Annotated in this window: 15 protein-coding genes; 3 read left to right on the plus strand and 12 right to left on the minus strand. The window is 72.8% G+C overall.

Features of this window, described 5'->3' with window-relative positions; all coding sequences use genetic code 11:
- Positions 1-36: 36 nt before the first annotated feature.
- From WDZ17_RS05695 to WDZ17_RS05705, 3 genes are read right to left on the minus strand one after another with little or no spacing between them, the layout of a single operon-like run.
- Positions 37-1215 (minus strand): branched-chain amino acid aminotransferase, encoded by a 1179-nt coding sequence (locus tag WDZ17_RS05695; protein ID WP_339574171.1) that lies wholly within the window; start codon positions 1213-1215, stop codon positions 37-39.
- A gap of 52 nt (positions 1216-1267) precedes the next feature.
- A complete protein-coding gene (locus tag WDZ17_RS05700) occupies positions 1268-2311 on the minus strand; it encodes a 3-isopropylmalate dehydrogenase (protein WP_339574172.1) in 1044 nt (347 codons plus the stop codon).
- Positions 2312-2321: 10 nt separating this feature from the next.
- On the minus strand, positions 2322-3152 hold the full coding sequence (locus WDZ17_RS05705; RefSeq protein ID WP_339574173.1) for an alpha/beta fold hydrolase: 831 nt from the start codon (positions 3150-3152) through the stop codon (positions 2322-2324).
- Positions 3153-3383: 231 nt separating this feature from the next.
- Here WDZ17_RS05705 and WDZ17_RS05710 point away from each other — a divergent pair, with 231 nt between their 5' ends.
- Complete coding sequence (locus WDZ17_RS05710) at positions 3384-3701, plus strand: antibiotic biosynthesis monooxygenase family protein (protein WP_339574174.1); 318 nt, start codon at positions 3384-3386, stop codon at positions 3699-3701.
- A gap of 63 nt (positions 3702-3764) precedes the next feature.
- Here WDZ17_RS05710 and WDZ17_RS05715 read toward each other — a convergent pair whose 3' ends face one another.
- The 7 genes from WDZ17_RS05715 to WDZ17_RS05745 form a co-directional block, all read right to left on the minus strand.
- Positions 3765-3932 (minus strand): zinc-binding dehydrogenase, encoded by a 168-nt coding sequence (locus WDZ17_RS05715; RefSeq protein ID WP_339574350.1) that lies wholly within the window; start codon positions 3930-3932, stop codon positions 3765-3767.
- 22 nt (positions 3933-3954) lie between these two features.
- Entirely contained in the window at positions 3955-6366 is a 2412-nt protein-coding gene (locus WDZ17_RS05720; RefSeq protein WP_339574175.1) for a glycoside hydrolase family 31 protein, read from the minus strand.
- A gap of 26 nt (positions 6367-6392) precedes the next feature.
- On the minus strand, positions 6393-7310 hold the full coding sequence (locus tag WDZ17_RS05725; RefSeq protein WP_339574176.1) for a sugar ABC transporter permease: 918 nt from the start codon (positions 7308-7310) through the stop codon (positions 6393-6395).
- 1 nt (position 7311) lies between these two features.
- Positions 7312-8964 (minus strand): ABC transporter permease subunit, encoded by a 1653-nt coding sequence (locus tag WDZ17_RS05730; RefSeq protein ID WP_422631847.1) that lies wholly within the window; start codon positions 8962-8964, stop codon positions 7312-7314.
- Between the two features lie 152 nt (positions 8965-9116).
- Positions 9117-10211 (minus strand): sugar ABC transporter substrate-binding protein, encoded by a 1095-nt coding sequence (locus WDZ17_RS05735; protein WP_339574178.1) that lies wholly within the window; start codon positions 10209-10211, stop codon positions 9117-9119.
- A gap of 419 nt (positions 10212-10630) precedes the next feature.
- Positions 10631-11641 carry a LacI family DNA-binding transcriptional regulator gene (locus WDZ17_RS05740; RefSeq protein WP_339574179.1) on the minus strand — a complete coding sequence of 337 codons (1011 nt, stop codon included), beginning with the start codon at positions 11639-11641 and terminating at the stop codon, positions 10631-10633.
- A gap of 124 nt (positions 11642-11765) precedes the next feature.
- The gene (locus WDZ17_RS05745; RefSeq protein WP_339574180.1) at positions 11766-12788 is read right to left on the minus strand and encodes a LacI family DNA-binding transcriptional regulator; all 1023 of its coding nucleotides are present in this window, start codon (positions 12786-12788) and stop codon (positions 11766-11768) included.
- Positions 12789-12950: 162 nt separating this feature from the next.
- On the opposite strand from WDZ17_RS05745, the gene WDZ17_RS05750 reads away from it, so the two are divergent.
- Positions 12951-15989 carry a carbohydrate-binding protein gene (locus tag WDZ17_RS05750; protein WP_339574181.1) on the plus strand — a complete coding sequence of 1013 codons (3039 nt, stop codon included), beginning with the start codon at positions 12951-12953 and terminating at the stop codon, positions 15987-15989.
- A 925-nt stretch (positions 15990-16914) separates the two neighbouring features.
- Here the strand turns inward: WDZ17_RS05750 and WDZ17_RS05755 are convergent.
- Positions 16915-19581 (minus strand): glycosyl hydrolase family 28-related protein, encoded by a 2667-nt coding sequence (locus WDZ17_RS05755; protein ID WP_339574182.1) that lies wholly within the window; start codon positions 19579-19581, stop codon positions 16915-16917.
- A 349-nt stretch (positions 19582-19930) separates the two neighbouring features.
- On the minus strand, positions 19931-20818 hold the full coding sequence (locus WDZ17_RS05760; RefSeq protein WP_339574183.1) for a LysR family transcriptional regulator: 888 nt from the start codon (positions 20816-20818) through the stop codon (positions 19931-19933).
- A gap of 212 nt (positions 20819-21030) precedes the next feature.
- Here WDZ17_RS05760 and sdhA point away from each other — a divergent pair, with 212 nt between their 5' ends.
- The gene (gene sdhA / locus WDZ17_RS05765; RefSeq protein WP_422631855.1) at positions 21031-22743 is read left to right on the plus strand and encodes a succinate dehydrogenase flavoprotein subunit; all 1713 of its coding nucleotides are present in this window, start codon (positions 21031-21033) and stop codon (positions 22741-22743) included.
- The last annotated feature ends 21 nt before the right edge of the window (positions 22744-22764 follow it).

Genomic DNA, 22764 nt, shown 5'->3' on the forward strand with positions numbered 1-22764 from the left:
CCCATCAGTGCTGGACCGGCTTGACCACCCTCACAGTCAGACCAGGCGGTGCATCCAGCCGTGCACGTCCTCGCCCCGGCCGGTCTGCACGTCCGTGAGCCGCGCCCGGATCGTCGCGGTGACCTCGCCGGTCCCGCCGTCCCCCGGCACGGAGCGGCGGCCGGGCTCGACGAGCGCTCCCACGGGGGTGACGACGGCGGCCGTGCCGCAGGCGAAGACCTCGCGGACCCGACCGCTCGCGCAGCCGTCGCGCCACTCGGCGACGTCGACGCGGCGCTCGACCACGTCGTGGCCGAGGTCGGCGGCGATCTGGAGCACCGAGGTGCGCGTGACGCCCTCGAGGATGGTGCCGGTGAGCTCGGGGGTGACGACGGTGCCGTCGTCGAGGACGAAGAAGAGGTTCATGCCGCCGAGCTCCTCGACCCAGCGGTGCTCGACCGCGTCGAGGAAGGCCACCTGGTCGCACCCGTGGGCCGACGCCTCCGCCTGCGCCTGCAGGCCCGCGGCGTAGTTGCCCCCGCACTTGGCGGCGCCCGTCCCGCCCGGGGCGGCCCGGCTGTACTCCTGCGAGAGCCAGATGGACACGGGCCGGATCTCGCCGCCGCCGAAGTAGGGGCCCGCGGGCGAGGCGATGACGAGGTAGGTCACCTCGGCGGACGGGCGGACGCCGAGGAAGCTCTCCGAGGCGAACATGAAGGGGCGCAGGTAGAGGCTGTCCTCGCCGCCGCCCGGCACCCAGTCGAGGTCGGCCGCGACGAGCTGCTCGACGGAGCGCAGGAAGGCGTCCTCCGGCAGGACCGGCAGGGCGAGGCGGCGCGCCGAGGCCGCGAAGCGCCGCGCGTTGGCCTCGGGGCGGAAGGCCCACACCGAGCCGTCCTCGTGCCGGTAGGCCTTGAGGCCCTCGAACACCTCCTGCGCGTAGTGCAGGACGGCGGAGGCCGGGCTCAGCGTGATGGGTGCGTGCGCGACGACGGCGTCGGAGCCCCAGCCGGCGGGCGTCCAGACCGCGCGGGCCATGTGGTCGGTGAAGTGCCGGCCGAAGCCCGGCGCGGCGAGGACCTCGGCGCGCTCGGCGTCCGGGCGGCGGACGACCCCCTCGGCGACGGGGAAGTCGAGGCGGACGTCCTGGACGGCAGCCGTCGGCACGCCCGCGGCCGAGCTGGCCGTCGCGTCGGGGGCCGGTGCCGGGCTGGAGGACGTCGTCGGGCTCGCCATGGCGGTCACGGTATCCCCGCGTGCCCGGCCCCCGACCCCCCGCGGACGCGGCTCACGCGAGAGCGGCGGCGACGGCGTCGCCGACCTGCGACGTCGTCCGCGGCGAGCCGCCGGCGCGCCGGCGCAGGTCCTCGGCCACGGCGCCGACGACGCGCTCGGACGCCTGCGGGTGGCCCAGGTGCTCCAGCAGGAGGGCGACGGACAGCACCGCGGCCGTCGGGTCGGCGCGGCCGGTCCCGGCGATGTCGGGTGCCGAGCCGTGGACGGGCTCGAACATGCTCGGCGCCTCGCGGGTGGGGTTGACGTTGCCCGACGCCGCCAGGCCGATGCCGCCCGTCACCGCGGCCGCGAGGTCGGTGACGATGTCCCCGAAGAGGTTGTCGGTGACGACGACGTCGAAGCGCGACGGGTCCGTGACGAGGAAGATCGTCGCGGCGTCGACGTGCAGGTAGTCCGTGCTGACGTCGGGGAACTCCGCCGCGACGGCGTCGACGGTCCGCCGCCACAGGTCCCCGGCGTACGTGAGGACGTTGTGCTTGTGCACGAGCGTGAGCCGTCGTCGCGGCCGCTCCTGCGCCCGGGCGAAGGCGTCGCGGACGACGCGCTCGACGCCGAAGGCGGTGTTGACGCTGACCTCGGTCGCGACCTCGTGCGGCGTCCCGACGCGCAGGGCGCCGCCGTTGCCGGTGTAGGGGCCCTCCGTGCCCTCGCGGACGACGACGAGGTCGACCTCGCCGGGGTCGGCCAGCGGCGAGGCGACGCCGGACAGCAGGCGGCTCGGGCGCAGGTTCACGTAGTGGTCGAGAGCGAAGCGCAGCCGCAGCAGCAGGCCCCGCTCGAGGACCCCGCTCGGGACGGACGGGTCGCCGACGGCGCCGAGCAGGATCGCGTCGTGGCCGCGGATCTCCTCGAGGGCGCTGTCGGGCAGGGTCTCCCCCGTCGCGTGCCAGCGGCGCGCGCCGAGGTCGTACTCGGTGCGCTCCACGACCAGGTCCAGGTCGCCCGCGACGACGTCGAGGACCTTCAGGCCCTCGGCGACCACCTCCGGACCGATGCCGTCGCCCGGGAGCACTGCCAGCCTGACCGTCTGCGCCATGCCTGCGAGGCTATGACGCGTCCCGCCCCTCAGGACCCGTGTCCCGGCGTGCGGACTCCTCGCCGGTGCTCTCGAGGACGAGCCGCACCGTCTCCTCGGGCTGGTCCCACATCGGGAAGTGGCCGCAGGAGTCGAACCAGTGCAGCTGCGCGTCCGGGAAGCGCTCGGTCGCCACGGCGGCCTGGCTCGGCGTGACGACGCGGTCCTGGCGGCCCCAGCCGAGGACCACCCGGCCCGGCGTCCCCCCGGCGGGTGCGCCCTCCTGCGGCGGCCCGTGGACGAGGGCGGCGAGCAGCGCGTCGTAGCTCGGCGCGGCCGCCCATCCCCGCAGCTCGCGCAGCACCAGCGCCGGCGGCAGCGCCCACGGGCGGGGGCTGAGCTGCGCCAGCAGCGCCGAGCGCGTCACCGGGTTGCCGGTGAGCACCGGCAGGACGGGGCGGAGGCCTCGGACCAGGCGGATGGAGGCCCCGATGGTGGCGCCGAACACGGCCAGCTGGCGGCGGTCCCAGAAGCCGCCCGGGTCGAGGGCGACCACGTCGCCGCCGACGCCGCGGCGGGCGAGCTCGAGCACGAGCCGGGCGCCGACGGAGCTGCCCACGAGGTCCGCGTCCCGGAGCCCCTGCTCCTCCAGGAAGGTGACCAGGGCATCGGCGAGGGAGGCGATCGACACCTCGCCCTCCAGCGGCGGCGTGCCGCCGAAGCCGGGGAGGTCGACGGCGACGACGTCGCGGTGGGCGGCCAGCCCGGGCAGGACGGGGTCCCAGGTGCGCGAGGTCGACCCGAGGCCGTGCACGAGGACGAGGGGGGCGCCGGCGCCGCGGCGCTCGTGGTGCATCTCCATGCTGGACGGTCGCACGCCCGCGGGGGGGGGGGGAACGCTAACNGCGCGAGGTCGACCCGAGGCCGTGCACGAGGACGAGGGGGGCGCCGGCGCCGCGGCGCTCGTGGTGCATCTCCATGCTGGACGGTCGCACGCCCGCGCGGGTGCGGCACCTCGCCGCCGCACCCGCGCCTCCTCCCCCCGCCCCGCCCCGCCCCGCCCCGCCCCGCCCCGCTGCGCGAGGCTGGACACGTGCCCGTCGTGAAGATCAACGCCATCTCGGTGCCCGAGGGCGCCGGCCCCGAGCTGGAGCGCCGCTTCGCCGCCCGCCTGGGCGCCGTCGACGGCACGCCCGGCTTCCTCGGCTTCGAGCTGCTCCGCCCGACCGCGGGCGAGGAGCGCTACTTCGTCCTCACCCGCTGGGAGGACGACGCCTCCTTCCGCGCGTGGAGCGAGGATGGCGACGCCGCCAGGGCCCACTCCGGGGAGCGTGCCCAGCCCGTGGCCACCGCCGCGCGGCTGCTGGAGTTCGAGGTCGTCGACCTGGACGGTCACGCCTCCGGGTCCTGAGCGACCGGTCCACGGACGTCGTTCCGTGGGGCTCTTCCCGGCCGTCCGGGATCGAACTCCGGCTCAGAAGGTGAGGACGACGCGCCCGCGCTGCTCGCCCACCTCGAGTCGTCGGTGGGCCTCGGCCGCTCGCTCTGCGGGGACGGTCCCGGCGACGCGCAGTGCGATCGTCCCGTCGGCGACCCTGGCCATGCGGTCCTCCAGCGAGGCCGTGTCCTCGAGGTGGTTCAGACCATGACGCTTGCCGTCGACGCTAGCGGGTCGCGCCGCTGAGAACTTCGAGCACGGCGTTGAAAACGGGGCGTGGCAGGCCGTTGCTGCTGAGCTCGGCCGCGAGCTCGAGGCGCTCGAGCCGCTGGAGCGCCGCGTAGGCCCTGTCCTTGACATCCACCTCGATGCGCGCGCGCTGCAGGATGGCGACTACCGCCGCCTGCACGTCCTGTGCGGCGGGCTGCGCGCCGACGATCTTCAGGAGGACATCTGCGTGAAGGTCGACGCGCTCGGCCCGGAGGCGGAGGCTCGGCCCGAGCAGCACCGCGGCGTCGTCGTCCCCGTCGACCACCTGCAGGGGGTGCTCGTGGTCGCCGACGACGAGGCTCGCGGCGCCGATCGACGAGACGCCGGCGAGGTCGAAGCACAGGGAGTCCAGGTTCCGCGGGCCCGCAGCACCCTCGGTGGTGAGGCCGACGGTGATGCTCAGGAGCCCCTCCTGCCGTCGGCAGGTCTGTCTTATGGAGGTGCGCCACGCGTCGGCTTGCGCCGTGCCGTCGTCCTCGGACAGCTCCGACGTGCCGTCGCCGGGCTGCACCCGCAGGACCAGGTCGCGCGGGTTCTCGACGACGGGGGCCGTGGCGTCCGAGGCGAGGGGGAGCACCGCACCCGCACGCACGAGGACCGGGTAGTGCTCCAGAGTCCGGTGCAGGGTGTGGGTACGGCCGCCGCGGTAGGTCGCACCGGTGAGCAGGTCCGTCCACTCCCCCTCGGGGAGCCACGCTGTGGCGGCCGCCATCTGGGACTCGGGGTCGCGCGGCGCGGTGATGGGCGCCACGAGCAGGTCGGGCCCGAGCAGGTAGGAGCTCGTGTGCTCGTAGGCCGCCTGCTCGCCGGGGTGCGCGTGGTACAGGGGACGCACGAGCGCGACGCCGTCGGTGGTGGAGCGCCACGCGGCCGTGTACAGGTAGGGCACGAGCACGTGCCGCAGCCGCAGGAAGCGCGTCGCGACGGGTCCGGCCTCAAGGCCAAGGTCCTGCGGGTCCTTCGAGGAGAAGTGGCTGGCCGACGAGTGCAGGCGGTTGACCGGCGACAGCGCTCCGAACTGGACCCAGCGGGCCGTGAGCTCCGGGTCGGTGGTGCCGTGCATGTGCCCACCGATGTCATGGCTCCACCAGAAGTACCCGATGTTGGCGGCTGTCGCGGTGAAGTACGGCTGGAAGCGGAGCGACGCCCATGAGGCGATCGTGTCGCCGGAGAACCCGACGGGGTAGCGGTGGCTCCCTGGACCGCTGTACCGCGAGAAGGTGAGGGGGCGCCTGCCGTCCCGACCGGAGTCGTGGAAGTGCACGTGGTTGAGCATCCACAGCGGGTCCAGCCCTTCCAGCCGGGAGAAACCGCCGGACTGCCAGTCAAGCCACCAGAAGTCGACGCCCTCCTCCTCGAGCGGGTGGTGCAGCTCGGCCAGGTACGCCTCGACGAAGGTCCGCGACGAGATGTCGAAGGGGATGGCGTCCCCGGTGCTCGCGTCCCGGCCGACGGCGCGGGCCACCCGGGCGTAAGCATCTTCGTGACGACGGACGCCGTCGGCGGGGTGGACGTTCAGCGCCACCGCCAGACCGCGCCGGTGCAGCTCGGCCAGGAAGGCCGGGGGGTCGGGGAACAGCTTGCGGTTCCACGTGTAGCCCGTCCACCCGGTGCCGAGATCGGGGTCGATGTCGACCTCGTGCCAGTCCATGTCCAGCACTGCGACCGAGAACGGCACCCGCCGGGCCGCGAAGTCGTCCATGAGCTCGAGGTACTCATCGTCATCATACGGCCAGTACCGGCTCCACCAGTTGCCGAGGACGTGCCTCGGCACGAGCGCAGGCCCCCCGGTCAACCGGAAGTAGTCGTCCAGGGCCCCCTGGTAGTCGCGCCCGTGCGCGAAGAGGTAGAGGTCGTGCCCGGTCGTCGGGCGCTCCTCGACCCAGCCGTCCTCGGAGAGCACCACCGACGCCGAGTCGTCGAGGACGGCGAAGCCATAGGTGGAAAGGATGCCGGGCTCGAGCGGGCACGCCCCGTCCACCTCGTCGAGCGTGCGCGCGGTGCCGCCGAGGTTGCCCCGGTGCGGCAGGAACTGCGGTGGGGTGTGGCCGAAGCGCCAGGTGGCGTAGTGGATGTCCGGGGCGCCGAGCACCGCCGCCGACAGCCCCGACGTGCTGAAGGCCCGCCCGTCGAAGTGCAGATGGACGTGCTCGGTGCGTATCTGCACCGCGTCGCCGTCCCGCTCGACCGAGAAGTCGGGGACCGGGAAGTCTCGGTCGGCTACGACCGCGGTGGGCCTGTCGACGAACACGCCGTCGTCGCTCCACTCCATCCGGACCAGCCGGCTGGTCAGCACGGTGAAGCGGTAGCACGTGCCGCGGACCTGTGCTGCGTTCGCGGGCGCAGGGACGGTGGTGGTGGAAAGCACGGGGCGAGCCTTTCGTCGGCGGTGCCTCAGCCCTTGACCGACCCGGCGGTGAGGCCGGAGACGATGTAGCGCTGGAGCAGGAGGAAGAGCAGGACCACGGGGACGGCCGCGACCACCGCGCCGGCCGCGAAGAGGCCCCACGGCGCGTTGCGCTCGTCCGAGCCCCAGTTGTAGAGGCCGATCGCGAGGGTGAGCTGGTCCGCGCGCTGCAGCACGATGCGGGCGATGATGAAGTCGCCGTAGGTGCTGATGAAGGAGAGCAGTCCCACGACGGTCAGGATCGGCGTGACCAGGCGCATGATGATGCCCCAGAAGATCTGGGCATGGGTGGCCCCGTCGATCTTCGCAGCCTCGTCGAGCTCGCGCGGCACGGTGTTGAAGAAGCCGTACATGAGGAAGGTGTTCACTCCGAGGGCGCCGCCGAGGTAGACGCAGATGAGGCCGAGGTGCGTGTTGAGGCCGATGGCCGGGATGACGTCACCGAGGGTCAGCAGGACCAGGAAGATGGCGACGAAGGCGAGCATCTGCGGGAACATCTGCAGCAGCAATAGCGTGGTGAGCGTCGCCCGCCGGCCGGTGAACCGAAACCGCGAGAAGGCATAGGCGGCCGCTGCCCCCATGACGACCGTGCCGACCGCGGTCACCGAGCAGACGACGAGGGAGTTGACCGCCCACCTGCCGAAGCCGGCGGACCGCAGCTCGGCGTAGTTGGCGAGTGAGAACTGCCGGAAGAGCTGGTTGGAGCCGGTGAGGTTGCCGTTCGGGTTGAAGGAAGCGGAGAGCACGTACAGCAGTGGCACCGCGCAGACCACAACCATGACGACGCCGACGAGGTGCCGCCATCCAATTTCCAACCACCACCGCCGACCGCGCAGCCGGTGGTCGTTGGCTCGCGGAGGCGTCGGCGAGCCGGTCGAGGAGGCGGTGGTGGACGTGGATGCCATCTCAGATCTCCTCCAGCTGGCGCGTCCGACGGAAGCCGAACCACGAGATCAAGCCGACCATGACGAAGATCAGTATGGACAGGGCACTGGCGACGCCGTACTGCTTGCTGCCGCTCTCGAAGGCGACCGAGTAGACCATCGAGATGAGGATGTCGGTGTGCCCTACCACGTAGGGCGTCCCGACGAAGTTGGGGCCGCCGCCCGTGAGCATGTAGATCAGGGCGAAGTTGTTGAAGTTGAAGGCGAACGACGCGATGAGCAGCGGTGAGACGGCGACCATGATCAGGGGCAGGGTCAGGTGCCGGAAGACCTGCAGCCGACCGGCGCCGTCGATGCGGGCAGCTTCCACCATGTCGGACGGGACGGCCTGCAGCGCGCCGGTGCAGATGAGAAACATGTACGGGAAGCCGAGCCAGAGGTTGACCAGGAGAACCGAGACTTTGGCGAGCAGTGCGTCGTTGAGCCAGGGGACTTCGGCGCCGCCCAGGAGCACCTCGTTGACCCAGCCGAACCGCTCGTTGAGCATCCCCCGCCAGACCAGCGCAGACAGGAAACCCGGGAAGGCGTACGGGAGGATGAGCAGCGAGCGGTACATCTTACGTCCGCGCAGCCGGGGGTCGTTGAACGTCACCGCCAGGAAGATGCCGAGGGCGAAGGTCGTTGCCACCGAGAGACCGGCGAGGACGAAGGTCCAGGTGAAGATCTCCAGGAAGGGTCCGCTCATGCGGGAGTCGGTGAAGAGGGCGCCGAAGTTGTCCAGCCCCACCGTGACCCGCCATCCCGGCGTCAACACCTGCCCGTCGTCGGAGACGAAGTTGCCCGCCTCGTCGGGGGCGTAGACGGTTCCGTCCTGCGTGTCGACCATCGTGTCGCTGGACTCGTCGTAGGTGAGCGCGGGCCGGTAGACGTAACCCGTGGCGCCGTCCTGCGTCCGGATGGAGCCGCTGCCGACGTCGTCCGACACGGGGACGCGGAGGGCGACGACCTCGGACTGCCGCTCGGCGATGCTCGACAGCTCGAGCACGGTCCAGTCCGGCACGGCCGTGATGCGTGAACCGTCGACGCTCGCTCCCTCGACGGCCTCCAGCGGCTGGTCCGCGGTGCCGACCTCGACGGACCCGTCGTCGACGATCGCCAGGCCCAGCTCGCCGTCCTGCGCCACCACGGCCAGCGGGTATGCGGCTGATCCCTCGACCCGTCGCTCGTTCTGCGCGAGGACCTGCTCGATGGCGTCGGACTTCGTCGAGTTGTGCCCGTCGCCGTAGTTGGTGAACGCCACGTAGCCCGTGTAGGCCATGGCAAAGATCTGGTACACGAAGAGGAAGACGAGGCCGGGGACGAGGTACTTCCCGGGGATGGCGCGCCGCGAGTAGTAGACCCAGTCCACCACGGCCAGCGCGACGGCGAGGAGGATCAGGACTCCCCACGACTGCACCGACCACGCGGAGAGGATCCCGTAGAGGCCAACGGCGTTGGCCGCCGCCATCAGCAGCAGCTTGGCCACGAAGCCGGGCCTGACGTCCCGGGCGTGCTCTACGCCTCGCGGGCGCTGCCGCCGGGGCAGCGGCTTTCCGCCGGCGGGGCGCTGCCGCCGGGACGGCGTCTCCCCGCCGGCCGTTGTCGAGGGCGCGCCTGTGCTGGTGTTGCTGGTCATGAGCAGTCCTCTGGACGGTCGCAGGAGCGGTGCGCTGGGCTCAGGAGGGCGCCGCCCGAGACCCGCGGCGGGTCTCGCCCCGGCGGACCCGGTGGGATGGAAGCGGGCGCTTGCCCCGCACCGAGCCGGTGCGGGGCGGGCGCCAGGGGGCCTCAGCCCGCTTCGATCGTGCTCTGGATGTTCGCGACCATCTGGTCCCAGCCTTCCTCGGGAGCGACCTGGCCGCTGATGATCTGCGCCTCGGTCGTGCCCCAGAAGCCCCATACAGCGCTCATCTCGGGGATGGCCGGCGTCGGTGCGCCGTCGGCGCCCGCCTCGTTGAACCCGGCGACGACCGGGTCGTCCACCTTCTGCGCGGAGGCAGCCAGCGCGGGCGTGCGGTGGCTGGCCTCGTACAGCGTGTCCTGCGCCTCCTCGGTGGCGAGGTAGTTGACGAACTGCGACGCCAGCAGCGGATCGTCGGACTTCGCCGAGACGAACACGCCCTGGACGCCGACGAAGGGCCGCGAGGGCTCGTCACCGGCCGGGGGGATGGGCAGGACGCTGAAGTCGATCCCCTGCTCGGTCATGTCGGGGATGCCCCAGGGCCCGGTGATGATGTAGGGCGCCTGGCCGTCGGCGAAAGCCTGCCCGGCCTTGGCGCCGTCGACGGAGATGTCGAGCACGCCCTCGTCGCCCAGCTTCTTGAGGTACTGAGCGAAGCGGTGGCCCCCCTCACCCCCCAGCGCGAGCTCCGAGGTGTACGAGCCGTCGGCGTTCTGCTCGAAGACCGGGGCGCCGAAAGAGGTCTGCAGCGGGTACAGGTGGTAGGGGTCGGACTCCTCACCCTGCTGGATGACGACGGAGAAGTCGGTGCCAGCCCCCTTCGCCTCCTGGACGAGCTCGTCGAACGTCGTCGCCGTGGTCTCGGCCTGCAGGTCGTTGTTGCGGACCAGCGCCACGTTCTCCAGCGACAACGGGACGCCGTAGTACTGGCCGTCGTAGGCCATGGCCGCAGCCGCGACCGGCGACATGTCGTCCCAGGCGTCGCCGAGCTCGACCGGCGCGACGACCCCGTTCGTGACCCACTCGCCGAGACCGTCGTGCGCCGAGAGGATCATGTCGGGCCCCTCGCCGGTGGGCACCTGCGCGACGAAGTCGGGACCGATGTCCTCGGTGGACTTGCGCACCAGCTCCACGGCGGTGCCCGTCTCCTGCTGGAAGTCCTCGACGACCGGTGCCATCTCCTGGAACCTGTTGTCGTCCACCCACAACGTGATGGCGCCCGTGCCGGCCGCGTCACCCGCGCCGGTGCCCGTCGCCGCCGGCTCGGCCCCACCGCCGCCGGAACCTCCGGAGGAGCCTGACCCGCACGCAGCGAGGGTCAGGGTCGCGCACACGGCGCCAGTTGCCAGGATGCTTCGTCGCATCGTCACTCCAGTCACGTCGGGCCGCCGCCGCGCGGCGGACGGTCGCCTGTCGCCGGCGAAGGGGCCGCGTCAGCGTGCCACCGGCGAGCAGAACGTACATCGGGTGCCTGCCGCCGCTCAATCCTTGCGCAAGTGCTGCACGCGTCTTACGTCATCCTGTTGCCCTCGTCCGTAAACGTGACCTCAAGGGGCGCCTCACCGGGTCGGGGCCACGGCGCCGAGAGTGACCGACGGGGCGGCCCACCGGCCCGAGGTGGTCAGCGTGACCGTGCGGCCGCCGTAGAGCCGCGCACCACGAGTTCCGGCTCGATGAGCAACTCGTCGCGCGAGACGTGCCTGCCGGCGATCATGGCGGCGAGCAGGTCGATGGCGGCTCGGCCCATGGCATCGATCGGCTGGCGCACCGTGGTCAGCGCGGGATCGGTCGAGCTCATCAATGCCGAGTCGTCGAAGCCGACCACCGAGACGTCCCCCGGCACCTCGAGGCCGGCCCGGCGCGCAGCGCGCACCGCTCCGAGCGCCAGGGGGTCGGACGCGCACACGAGCGCCGTGGCGCCAGCGTCGACGAGCCTCTTCGCGACCGCCTGGCCGCCCTCGACGGAGTACTGGCTGTGCGCGACCCGGCACGGAGAGAGGTCGAGGGCGCCGCCGGCGGCGAACTGGCGGGCCGCTTCGAGCTTGCGCTCGGACGGCACGTGCCCCTCCGGTCCGAGCAGCAGCGCGACGCGCTGGTGACCTAGCGAGAGGACGTGGCCGAGCGCCTGCCGGACGGCCACCAGGTCGTCGCAGGCCACGCATGGGAAGTCGAGCTCCTCGACCGAGGCGTTGACCAGGACGACGGGCAGGTCCAGCTCCGCGAGGCGCCGGTACGGGCGGTGGTCGGCCCCTCGCTCCGAGTAGGACCCGCCCGCGAAGACCACTCCCGACACGTGCTGGGCGAGCAGGAGGTCGACCAGCTCCCCCTCGCTGACACCGCCGGCCGACAGGGTGCACAGCAGGGGTGTGAACTGCTGCTGCGCGAGCGCTCCACCGATGACCTCGGCCAGCGCCGGGAAGATCGGGTTGACGAGCTCGGGCACCACGAGACCGACGAGCCGTCCCCGGTCGCCGCGCAGCTGGGAGGGGCGCTCGTACCCGAGCACGTCGAGCGCCGTCAGGACGGCCTCACGCTTGGCCTGCGAGACGCCGGGCCTGCCGTTGAGCACCCGGCTGACCGTGGCCTCGCTGACACCCACCTTGCGGGCCACCTCGGACAACCGCCTCGCCATGGCGACGGAGTGAAGCAGCGAGCAAGCACGCGTGCAAGATTGCGCTCATCGATGACCGATCCTTGCAGCGACAGGCGAAACGTGGCCAGCGGCTGACGACCGCGCGCGACGGGTGGCTCGCGGCTCACGTCGGGCGGGGGGCGCCCGTGGTGCCCCGCAGGACCAGCCGGCACGGGAGCTCGACCTGCGACTCCTCGGGCTCGCGGCCCGTGAGCACCTGCCGCACGAGCTCGCCGGCGCGCACCCCCTGCTCCGTCACCGGTTGGCGCACCGTCGTGAGGTCGAAGGCCTCGGCCAACTCGTGGTCGTCGATGCCCACGACCGAGATTCGTTCCGGGACGCCGACGCCCGCCCGGCGCAGGGTCAGCAGCGCACCGAAGGCCACCTCATCGGAGAAGGCGACGACGGCCGTCGGCGGCCGCCGCAGGCACAGGAGCTGCGCCATGCCCTCCGCTCCGCCGCCCGTGCCCCAGACGGGCCGGACCACCAGGTCCTCCCGGACCGGTACGCCCCACCGGTCCATCGCCCGCCGATAGCCCTGCTCACGTCCCGCCGGCGCCGCGTACGGCAGCACCCACGTGCCGCCCGAGCCGATGAGCCCGATGCGCTCGTGGCCGGCGACGAGCAGGTGCGAGGCGGCCTGGTCGGCGATCGCGACGTCGTCGACCCGGACGTGGGGGTGGTCGCCGAGGACGCCACCGGCCATGACGACGGCAACCTCCATCTTGTCCAGCCGCTGGCGCTCCTCGTCGCTGATCGGGAGGGCGATGAGCACCAGCGCGTCGACCTGCCGCCGGGCCGGCAGCTCGGCGAAGAACCTCGTGCGCTCCCGCTCGTGCTTGACCTCGTAGAGCAGCACGTCCGTCTCGACCTCGTGGAGGGCGGTGACGATGCCGTCGAGCATCGCGGAGTAGAACCAGTGCGACAGGTTCGGGGTCACGACGGCGACGCGGCCCGACGTGCCCCGGGCGAGACGGGCGGCGTCCGGGGAGACGGTGTAGCCGAGGTCGTGGGCCAGCGACCGGATGTGCTTTCGCGTCTCCGGCGACACGCCGGGCGCTCCGCTGAGCGCACGTGACACCGACGCGATCGACACCCCTGCTTGGCGGGCGATGTCCGCCATGTTGAGCGTCGTCCGCTGGACCATGCCGAGATGCTAGTCCTTACGTGAAGCCCTTACGTGATTACGCCCGCTCATTGCTTGTCTAGGCATGCCGGACCTAGCCACAGTTCATAGTAAGCGCTTGCGTCCTGCACTGCTGCCGGGCGAGCCCGACATCCCCAGACCCCAAGCACGAGGGAGAACCCTGTGGACGCCAGACACCGTCACCTCTGCACCCGCAGCCGAGGCGCCCGACCGCGCGGCCGCGCACCGGTCGCACTCGCGCTCGGAGCCGCACTGACCCTGGCCGGGCTCGTCGGGCCCCCGGCCGCCGCAGCCGCGGCGACCTCGCTCGAGGCGGAGCAGGCCGTCCTCTCCGGCGGCGCCGTCGTCGAGGACGAGCACGGCGGCTTCGCCGGCACGGGGTACGTCGGCGGCCTGGTCGACGCCCACCGCGGGTACGCCGCAGTGGGCTTCACGGTCGACGCCGAGACTTCCGGGACCCACGAGTTGCAGCTGCGCTACGCGAATGGAACCGGGTCCGAGCGCACCCTCTCCGTGAGCGCCGACGGCGTCGAGCGGGGACGCGTCCGGCTCCCCGCCACCGGCGGCTGGGCCCGGTGGGCGACGGCCACGACAGCGCTCGACCTCGCGCCCGGGACGCACGAGGTCCGCTACACCTACGGCCCCGAGGACTCGGGCAACGTCAACCTGGACCAGCTGGAGGTCGTCGCAGCCGCCTCCGGCGGTGGTGACGAGCCTGGCGTGGGCGCTGCGGCACCAGTTGCGGTGCCGGGTTCGGTGGAGCTCGAGGACGCGGAGCTCTCCGGTGGCGCCGTCGTGGCCGACGAGCACCTGGGCTTCTCGGGTGACGGCTTCGTCGGGGGCTTCGTGGACAGCAACCGAGGCGCCGCAACCGCTTCCGTGCGCCTCGACGTCCCGGCCGACGGCGACTACGACCTCGACCTGCGCTTCGCCAATGGCACAGGGTCGGCCAAGACGCTCTCACTGCTGCTGGACGGAGCGCCCGCACGCCAGGTATCGGTGCCGGCCACCGCCGGCTGGAGTGCCTGGGACGAGGTGCGCCAGGCGGTGGCCCTCACCGCGGGCGAGCACGAGGTCGCCTACCGCTTCGGCAGCGGTGACTCCGGCAACGTCAACCTCGACGCGCTCGGCATCACACCGACCGCGCCCGGCGACGGTGGCGGTACGGGCGGAAGCGGCGGAAGTACGGCCCCCGGCGTCGACGACCTCGCCACGGTCCCGTCGGCGGGCGGCACGCCGTTCCAGGCGGAGGAGGGCCACGTCGTCGACGGGGCGGTCGTGGCGGACGTCGCCGGCACCCCGGCCGCAGGCGGCCTCGCCGGACCCGGTTCCCGCCTCGTCGTGCCCGTCCGGTCCACAGGCGGGGGCGCCCAGACGGTGACGGTCCGCGCCGCGAACGGCAGCGGCGACGTCCAGCGCCTCCTGCTGTCGGTCGACGGACTGCCCCGCGGTCACCTCGTCGTGCCCGCCGGCGACGGCTGGCTCGACCTCGGCGTCGAGCTCGACCTCTCGCGCGGCCTGCGGACCGTCGAGCTGCTGCAGGACGACGCGAACGGCACCGGTGGCCCCCTGGCCGTCGACGCCGTCCTGCTCGAAGCGGGCCAGGCGATGGAGGAGCGTGGCGCGAGCGTCCCCTACACCACCTACGAGGCCGAGGGCGGTTCCACCGACGCCCAGGTGCTCGGGCCGAGCCGCACCTTCCACGAGGTGGCCGCCGAGGCCTCCGGGCGTAAGGCCGTGCGCCTCACCGCCACCGGCGACTCGGTCTCGTGGACGCTGACCGAGCCGGCCAGCGCACTCGTCCTGCGGGCGTCCATCCCCGACACCCCGGACGGCGCCGGCCAAGATGCGACGATCGGGCTGTACGCGGACGGCAGGAAGGTCGCGGACGTCCCTGTCAGCAGCCGTTACTCCTGGGTCTACGGCGGCTACCCCTACGGCAACGACCCCTCGCAGGGCGGCGCGCAGCGCTTCTTCGACGACTCGCGCACGACCTTCCCCGTCCTCCCCGCCGGGACGGAGCTGCGCCTGCAGAAGGACACCGCCTCGGACGCCGCCCGCTACGACGTCGACCTCGTCGAGACCGAGGTCGTCCCCGACCCCCTGCCCATGCCGGCCGGCTTCGTCGACGTCCGAGACCAGGGGGCCACACCGAGAGACGACAGCGACGACAGGGCCGCCTTCCTCCGCGCCATCGACGCGGCGCGGGCGGCGGGCACCGGGGTCTGGGTCCCGCCAGGACGCTTCACCCTCGCCCAGAGGATCGACGTCCGGGGCGTCAGCATCCGCGGCGCGGGGCCCTGGTACTCCGTCGTCGAGGGCCGCGACGGCAAGGGCGGGTTCTTCGCCACCGGGTCCGGTGTCGTCATCACGGACCTCATGGTCGACGGTGACGTCCGCTACCGGGACGACGCCGCCTTCGACGCCGCCTTCGAGGGCGACTTCGGCCACGGGTCGCTCCTGCAGAACGTGTGGGTCGAGCACACCAAGGTGGGCCTGTGGGCCGACCGCGGCACCCGGGGCCTCCTGGCGATCGGCGTGCGGATCCGCAACACCTTCGCCGACGGGGTCAACCTCCACGGAGATGTCCAGGAGACCCGGGTCACCCAGTCCGTCCTGCGCAACACCGGCGACGACGCGCTCGCGATGTGGTCGGACGGCTACCCGGTGACCCGCAGCGTCTTCGCCTCCAACACGGTGCACACACCGCTGCTCGGCAACGGCGCGGGCGTCTACGGCGGCACCTCCAACCGCGTGGAGGACAACCTCGTCAGCGACACGCTCACGGGCTCGGCCGGGATCGCTGTCGGCACACGGTTCAACCCCGTGCCCCTGTCCGGCGAGACGCTCGTCCAGCGCAACACGCTCCTGCGCACCGGTGGCTGGGAGCCGAACTGGCGGACCGCACTGGGCGCCGTGTGGGTCTTCGCCGACTCGGCGCCGATCACGTCGCGGGTCGTCATCCGGGACACCCGCATCCTCGACTCGACCTACATGGGGGTCCTCGTCAGCTACAACAAGGAGGTCTCCGACCTGCGCCTGGAAGACGTGCTGGTCGACGGCACCGGTGCGCAGGGCCTGAAAGTCCAGGCTACGGGCCGGGTGACGCTGAACGGCGTCACGCTCCGCGATCTGGGTGGTCCGGCGATCGAGGCGCCCGCCGGGTTCCAGGTCGTCGACGGCGGTGGGAACAGCTACTGACCGACCGCCAGGTCCCCCGGCGGGGCCGCGGATCGTCAGCCCTCCCCGCCAACGGGCCTGGTCGCCGTCTCCGGAGGGCCTGGCGTCCCGCGCCAGGCCCTCCGTGCAGAGGCGGCTCCACCGGGGGCTGACCACGCGGAGGCGGCGGCCGAAGCCGCCGACCGCGGCGCAGTCGCCCCATGAGCTCGACGAGCGGTCGGTGTCGGCGCAGCACGACGACAGAACCGGCCGGCCCCCGGCTGCTGGGGCGCAGGGAGGCCGTAGTCGCTGCGGCCCGCTGGACGCCTCGGCGGTCCCTGCGCGCACGGTGTCGCCGACGCGGCCGTCGGCGCCGAAGCAGGAGCCGTCAACGGCTCGACACCGGGCGAGCAGGCACTACCCGTGACGTGCCCGGGCGACCGACGGCCGCCGGGCCGACTGCTGCGCGAGCCCGGCGGCGGCCACCGATCGTCACCAGCCACCGCGCGTCCCCGTCCGTTGCTCACGACGGACCCCTCCGGAGCCGGCGCTCGGACCGGAAGCGCTCCCACCCTGCCCTCGCCTTTGGCGGCGACGCTCGTCCGGGTCGGAGACTCGGGTCGGAGAACCCCTCCCGCAGACCGGTCGCCCCCCGGTGGGGGCGGCACCACCGGTCCTGCGCCGGCGGCGCGGCACGGGCGCCGCTCCAGCGGCCCTGGCCGTGCCACCGTCCGCGCCACGGCGCGGCGGGCGGGTCCTGGCGCACCGCGGGCCGCCGTCGGGTCCTCGCCCCAGCGGCGGCCGGCCCCGCGCCTCGACCGGTGCGTGCGGCGCCGGGTGGGGAGGCGCCGCCAGTCCCGTCTGTGCGGACCGACGAGGCCTCCCCACCCGGTCGCCTCCTTCCCCGGCCCGGAGCGGGGGCTGCAGGCCGGGTCGGCTCAGCGGGACTCGCTGCCAGAGGTGGTCCTTACCAAAGGCCCGTGTTGCCGCCGCCGTCGACAAGCTGGCCCCAGAACTGGCTGCGACGACCCTCCTCGTCGGCCGGGACGCCCGTGGCGTGGACGTCGGTGAGGCGGTGAACGCCGCCTACCCGGATCGCCACGCCGTAGGACCCGGCGCCGTCGATGGTGACGTCCTCGATCCGAAGATCCTCGACGGGGTGGTTGCCGCTGACGAGCACGCCCTCGTAGGTCGAGTCGACGACGTCGGTGCCCCGGATGACCACCGGGCTCGTGATGGCGCTCGTGTCCGCGAAGACCCAGATACCGCCGAATGACGTCGCCCAGTTGGGCTCCCACCCCCCACTGCGCAGGACCGTGTTGCCCTCGACCACCGTCGTCCCGGCGAACGGCACAGGGTTGAAACGCGTGCTGACGGCGATGCCGGCGGAGGCGGTCAAGGTGTCCATGACGACGTTCCGCTCGATCCGGTTGGACGTCCCCCCGTACAGGGCCGCCCCGTTGGCCAGCAGCGGGTTCTGCACGGTGTTGCGGGCGAAGACGCTGCGGGTGACCGAGCCGCCGGAGGACCACATCGCCATCGCGTCGTCCCCGGTGTTCCGCACGACCGTGTGCTCGACGCGCGAGTCGGTGACCCGGCCGTTGAAGTGCACGCCGTCGGCGAAGACGTCGCGGATGCGCAGGCCCAGGGCGTACAAGCCGTCCGTACCGCTGGAGGCCCACAGGCCCACCTTGGTGTGCTCGACCCAGACGTTCTGCAGCAGGGAGCCTTGACCGAAGTCGCCCTCCATGGCGGCGTCGAAATCGGCGTCGTCGCGGTAGCGGACGTCGCCATCCACCATGAGGTCGGCGATCGTGACGCCGGACCCGGTCGCGTAGAAGCCGCCGTGGCCGTCGCGGCCCTCGACGACGGAGCGCCACGGGCCGGCGCCACGGACGCTGACGCCCTCGACCCGGAGCCGGCTGCCGAGCGTGAAGCGCCCCTCGGGAACCCACACCCCCGTGCCCAGCTCGCGGGCCCTGTCCACGGCGGCCTCGAAGGCGGCCGTGTCGTCCGTGCCGTCGTCGGACGTCGCGCCGAGGTCGCGGACGTCGACGTAGCCCTCCGGAGCGGTGAGCGGATCCGCCACGACCTCCGTCTCGGCCAGGTCGACCGTGTAAGGCAGGTCCGCCGATGCGGCGTCCTTGGCGAGCCGCAGGACGGTGCCGGTCGGGAACTCCTCGTCGAGGAGTACCCGCGTCTCGTCGAAGAAGCGCTGCGCACCGCCCAGCGACGGGTCGTTGACGTAGGGGTAGTCGCCGTAGACGTAGGCGAACTCGCTCGAGACGTCGATGTCCGAGACCTTGCGCCCGTCGGCGTAGACGCCGAGGGATCCCACCTGGCCCGTGCCGTCCGCCGTGTCAGGGATGGACGCCCGGAGCACCAGCGAGTTGGTGGGCTCGGTGAGCTCCCACTCGACGTGGTCGCCCTCCGAGGCCAGGCGGACCGCCTGCCTGCCGCTCGCCTCGGCCGCGACGTCGTGGAAAGCCCGGCTCGGCTCCAGGACGTCGCCGTCGGTGCGCCCGCGCTCGGCCTGGTAGGTCGTGGTCGCGACAGTGGCCCCGCGCTCCTGAAGAGGCAGACCGCCGCGCAGCATTACGCTGTCGACGACCATCCCGGGCTCGAGGGTGTTGCCCGTCCGTCGCAGCTCCACGCTGCCGAGGCCCTTCGACAGCGGCAGGCGGACCGCCACGTCCTGCCAGCTGCTGCCGGCCGGGAGCACGAGCCGGCCCTGGGGGATGCCGTCCACCCCGACGACCACGTCGGCGGGAGCGCCGCTGCGGTTGACGTAGCGCACGCTGACGAGCTGACGACCGGACGACCTCACGACCACGGGCACGACCAGGCGGGCGCGCTCACGCGACATGTCGACGCCGTCGTCACCCCGCCATGCGACCTGCTCGGCCCCGTTGGCGAAGAACGCGTCCTCTGCCTGGAAGGCAGTACTACGGCGCCCGGGCAGGGGTCGGAGCACGTCGGTCACGTCGTCCCACCGGGTGTCAGGGCCCGACTCGCCCAGCTCGTCCGGGTCGGTGGCTCCACCGCCCGGTGTGGACAGGTCTCCGACTGCGGCCAGCGCCATGGCGTCCAGGTTGACGTTGCCGGTGTCCGTGCTCGCGTAGCGGTAGGTCACCTGCTGCTCGCCAGCCTCGAGCTCGACGACCTCCTGGTGGACGGACCAGAAGTCCCAGCCGGCCCCGGGGGCGGACGGCAGCGTGATCTGGCGCGCCGCGGCCCCGGTGTCCTGGGTGATGGTCATGTCCGACCCCGTGCCGTTGGCGTACCGCAGGTTCAGGCCGTACTCGCCGGCAGCGGGGACCACGAGCGTGAAGGTGACGCTCGCGGTTCCCAGGTTGTCGAGGATGAAGCCGTCGACGAAACCGGTGCCCGAGTAGCCCTCGTGGTTGTCGTTGACGCCGGCGCCGCCGCTCAGGACTGCGCTCTCGGCTTCGAGGGCGACAGGCAGGTCGTCGGCGGCGATCAGCACCGCAGTCGTGGTCGGGCCTGCCGCGACCGCGGGAGTCGCGCCCAGCCCGGCCACCGCCACGGCCAGCACGACTGCGACGGCCTGCGGCCGCGCGCAGAGGCGGGTCGTGCGACGCATGAGGGTCCAGCTCGTCCAGCACTTGTCCACGTCATTCTCCTCCGACCAGGCTGCAGGGCTCGTCCAGGCGATGGCGGTCGTGCAGTCGAACGCCGATCACTCGCGACGGGGCGGTGACACGACGTCGTCGCGAGTTCCACGCGGTACCGCCTCGCTGTGACGTAAGCCCTTACGAAGGTAGTTCAGGCCGCATGGGACCTGTCAAGGGCGGAGCGCCCGGTGTGATCGCTCTAAGGTTCGCTCCTACGTGGGCGACTACACGCAAGCGCTTGCTGACACCCGCATGCCCCAGCGGCCAGCGCAGTGGCCGACGCCCTCGACGTCGGTGTCCGCGTCCTGGCACCCGAGGGCCCGCCCCGTCCGATGCCGAGCCACGCAGTCAGGACGTCTGCTCGATGAGCAGGCGTCGCACCTCGGCCGCGGCCCGCCCGAGCGGCACGTCCTTGCGGTGGGCGACGCCGACCGTCCGGTGCAGGGCCGGGCCGCGCAGGGGGACCCACCGCAGGCCGTCGCCCGCGCCGTCGACGACGGTCCGGGGCAGCACGGCCGCTCCCACCCCGGCGCGCACGAGGGCGACGACGACGTCGAGCTCGCCACCCTCGGCGACGACGTGGGGCTCCACGCCCGCGGCGGCGCAGGCGGACAGGGCGCTGGCCCGCAGGTCGTAGCCCTCCCCCGGCAGGACGAGCGGCACGCCGGAGAGGTCCGCGGGGGCCGCGCTGGGGCCCGGGACGACCGGCGACGCGTCGGCGGCGCTCGCCAGCACGAGCGCGTCGCGCAGCAGCGGCGTCGTCGCCAGCGCACCGGCGTGCGCGGCGACGGGCAGGACGAGCACGGCGAGGTCGAGGGCGCCGACGGCGAGCTGCTCGACGAGGTCGCGCGAGCCGCCCTCGGCCAGCTCCAGCCGGACCCCGGGGTGCGCGTCGTGGAAGCGGCGCAGCACGGGCGGCAGCAGGGCCGTCCCGGCGCTCGGCGTCGCGCCCACGCGCAGGACACCGGTCTCGAGGCCGCGCACGCGCGCCATCTCCGCGGTCGCCGCCGCGGCGTCGGCGAGGATCCGCCGCGCGTAGGGCAGCAGGCGCTCGCCCGCCTCGGTGGGCCGGACGGCCCCGCGCTGGCGGTGCAGCAGGGGGCCGCCGACCTCCCGCTCCAGCGAGCGGACCTGCGCCGACAGCGACGGCTGCGCCAGGTGCAGCTGCTGCGCGGCACGGGTGAAGTGCCGCGCGTCCACGACCGCGACGAAGCAGGCGAGCTGCTGCAGCTGCACCCGGCCGACGGTAGCCGCCGGACGGGCTGTCGATAGGCAGGTCCTCTCGTGAGCCGCCCCTCGATCGTCGACGTCGACCGTCGGGCGTCCTACCCTGAGGGAGTTCGAGGTGGTGCGCCCTCCGCTCCGCCCGCCGCCCCAGCGAGAGGTGACCCGCCGTGGTCCAGACGCACATCTACGACGTGGTGATCGTCGGCGCCGGCGGCGCCGGCATGCGCGCCGCCATCGAGGCCGGCCAGCGCTCCAAGACCGCCGTGCTGACGAAGCTCTACCCGACCCGCTCGCACACCGGTGCGGCCCAGGGCGGCATGTGCGCGGCCCTCGCGAACGTCGAGGAGGACAACTGGGAGTGGCACACCTTCGACACGGTCAAGGGCGGCGACTACCTCGTCGACCAGGACGCCGCGGAGGTGATGTGCCGCGAGGCCATCGACGCCGTCCTCGACCTCGAGAAGATGGGTCTGCCCTTCAACCGCACGCCGGAGGGGCGCATCGACCAGCGGCGCTTCGGCGGCCACACCCGCAACCACGGCGAGTCCGCCGTCCGCCGCTCGTGCTTCGCCGCCGACCGCACCGGCCACATGATCCTGCAGACGCTCTACCAGCAGTGCGTCAAGCACGAGGTGGAGTTCTACAACGAGTTCTACGTGCTCGACCTCGTCATGGGCACGAACGACCTCGGCGAGAAGGCCGTGGCCGGCGTCGTCTCCTACGAGCTCGCCACCGGCGAGATCCACGTCTTCCGCGCCAAGTCCGTCGTCCTGGCCACGGGCGGCGTCGGCAAGGTCTACAAGACGACGTCGAACGCGCACACGCTGACCGGCGACGGCATGGGCATCGCCTACCGTGCCGGCCTCCCGCTGGAGGACATGGAGTTCTTCCAGTTCCACCCGACGGGCCTCGCCGGCCTGGGGATCCTGCTGTCCGAGGCCGCCCGCGGAGAGGGCGGCATCCTGCGCAACGCCGACGGCGAGCGCTTCATGGAGCGCTACGCCCCCACGATCAAGGACCTCGCGCCGCGCGACATCGTGGCCCGCTCGATGGCCAACGAGGTGCGCGAGGGCCGCGGCGCCGGGCCGAAGAAGGACTACGTCCTGCTCGACCTGACGCACCTGGAGCCGGCGCACATCGACGCCAAGCTCCCGGACATCACCGAGTTCGCCCGGACCTACCTCGGGGTCGAGCCCTACACCGAGCCGGTGCCCGTCTACCCGACCGCGCACTACGCGATGGGCGGGGTCCCGACGAACGTCGAGACCGAGGTGCTCGCCGACAACGAGACCGTCGTCCGGGGCCTGTTCGCCGCGGGCGAGGTGGCGTGCGTGTCGGTGCACGGCTCCAACCGGCTCGGCACCAACTCGCTGCTCGACATCAACGTCTTCGGCAAGCGCGCCGGCCTGCGCGCCGCCCACTACGCGGCGGACGAGAGCGTCTCTCTCGTGGCCATGCCCGAGGACGCCGACGCCGGCGTCGTCTCCACGCTCGAGGGCATCCGTGGCCGCGAGTCCGGCGAGCGCGTCGCCCCGCTGCGCCAGGCCATGCAGGAGACGATGGACGCCAACGCCCAGGTCTTCCGCACCGAGGCGACCCTCAAGCAGTGCCTCACCGACCTCGCCGGGCTGCGCGAGCGCTACAGCCGGGTCGTCGTGCAGGACAAGGGGAAGCGGTTCAACACCGACCTCCTCGAGGCCGTCGAGCTCGGCTTCCTGCTCGAGCTGGCCGAGGTCGTCGTCGTCGGCGCGCTCGCCCGCCAGGAGTCGCGCGGCGGCCACTTCCGCGAGGACCACACCGCACGCGACGACGTGAACTTCATGCGGCACACGATGGCCTACCGGGCCGTCGACGAGGACGGCCGCGAGGCCGTGCGCCTGGACTACAAGCCCGTCGTCCAGACGCGCTACCAGCCGATGGAGCGCAAGTACTGAGCAGCGACCTGCCGACGACGA

The organism is Pseudokineococcus basanitobsidens, from assembly GCF_037482545.1.
GTDB classification, from domain to species: domain Bacteria; phylum Actinomycetota; class Actinomycetes; order Actinomycetales; family Quadrisphaeraceae; genus Pseudokineococcus; species Pseudokineococcus basanitobsidens.

What these genes read in the sequence shown, in the direction of transcription:
- WDZ17_RS05695 (WP_339574171.1), bottom strand. Translation starts at nt 1,215, where the DNA reads ATGGCGAGCCCGACGACGTCCTCCAGCCCGGCACCGGCCCCCGACGCG.
- WDZ17_RS05700 (WP_339574172.1), bottom strand. Translation starts at nt 2,311, where the DNA reads ATGGCGCAGACGGTCAGGCTGGCAGTGCTCCCGGGCGACGGCATCGGT.
- WDZ17_RS05705 (WP_339574173.1), bottom strand. Translation starts at nt 3,152, where the DNA reads ATGGAGATGCACCACGAGCGCCGCGGCGCCGGCGCCCCCCTCGTCCTC.
- WDZ17_RS05725 (WP_339574176.1), bottom strand. Translation starts at nt 7,310, where the DNA reads ATGGCATCCACGTCCACCACCGCCTCCTCGACCGGCTCGCCGACGCCT.
- WDZ17_RS05730 (WP_422631847.1), bottom strand. Translation starts at nt 8,964, where the DNA reads ATGACCAGCAACACCAGCACAGGCGCGCCCTCGACAACGGCCGGCGGG.
- WDZ17_RS05740 (WP_339574179.1), bottom strand. Translation starts at nt 11,641, where the DNA reads ATGGCGAGGCGGTTGTCCGAGGTGGCCCGCAAGGTGGGTGTCAGCGAG.
- WDZ17_RS05745 (WP_339574180.1), bottom strand. Translation starts at nt 12,788, where the DNA reads ATGGTCCAGCGGACGACGCTCAACATGGCGGACATCGCCCGCCAAGCA.
- sdhA (WP_422631855.1), top strand. Translation starts at nt 21,031, where the DNA reads ATGCGCGCCGCCATCGAGGCCGGCCAGCGCTCCAAGACCGCCGTGCTG.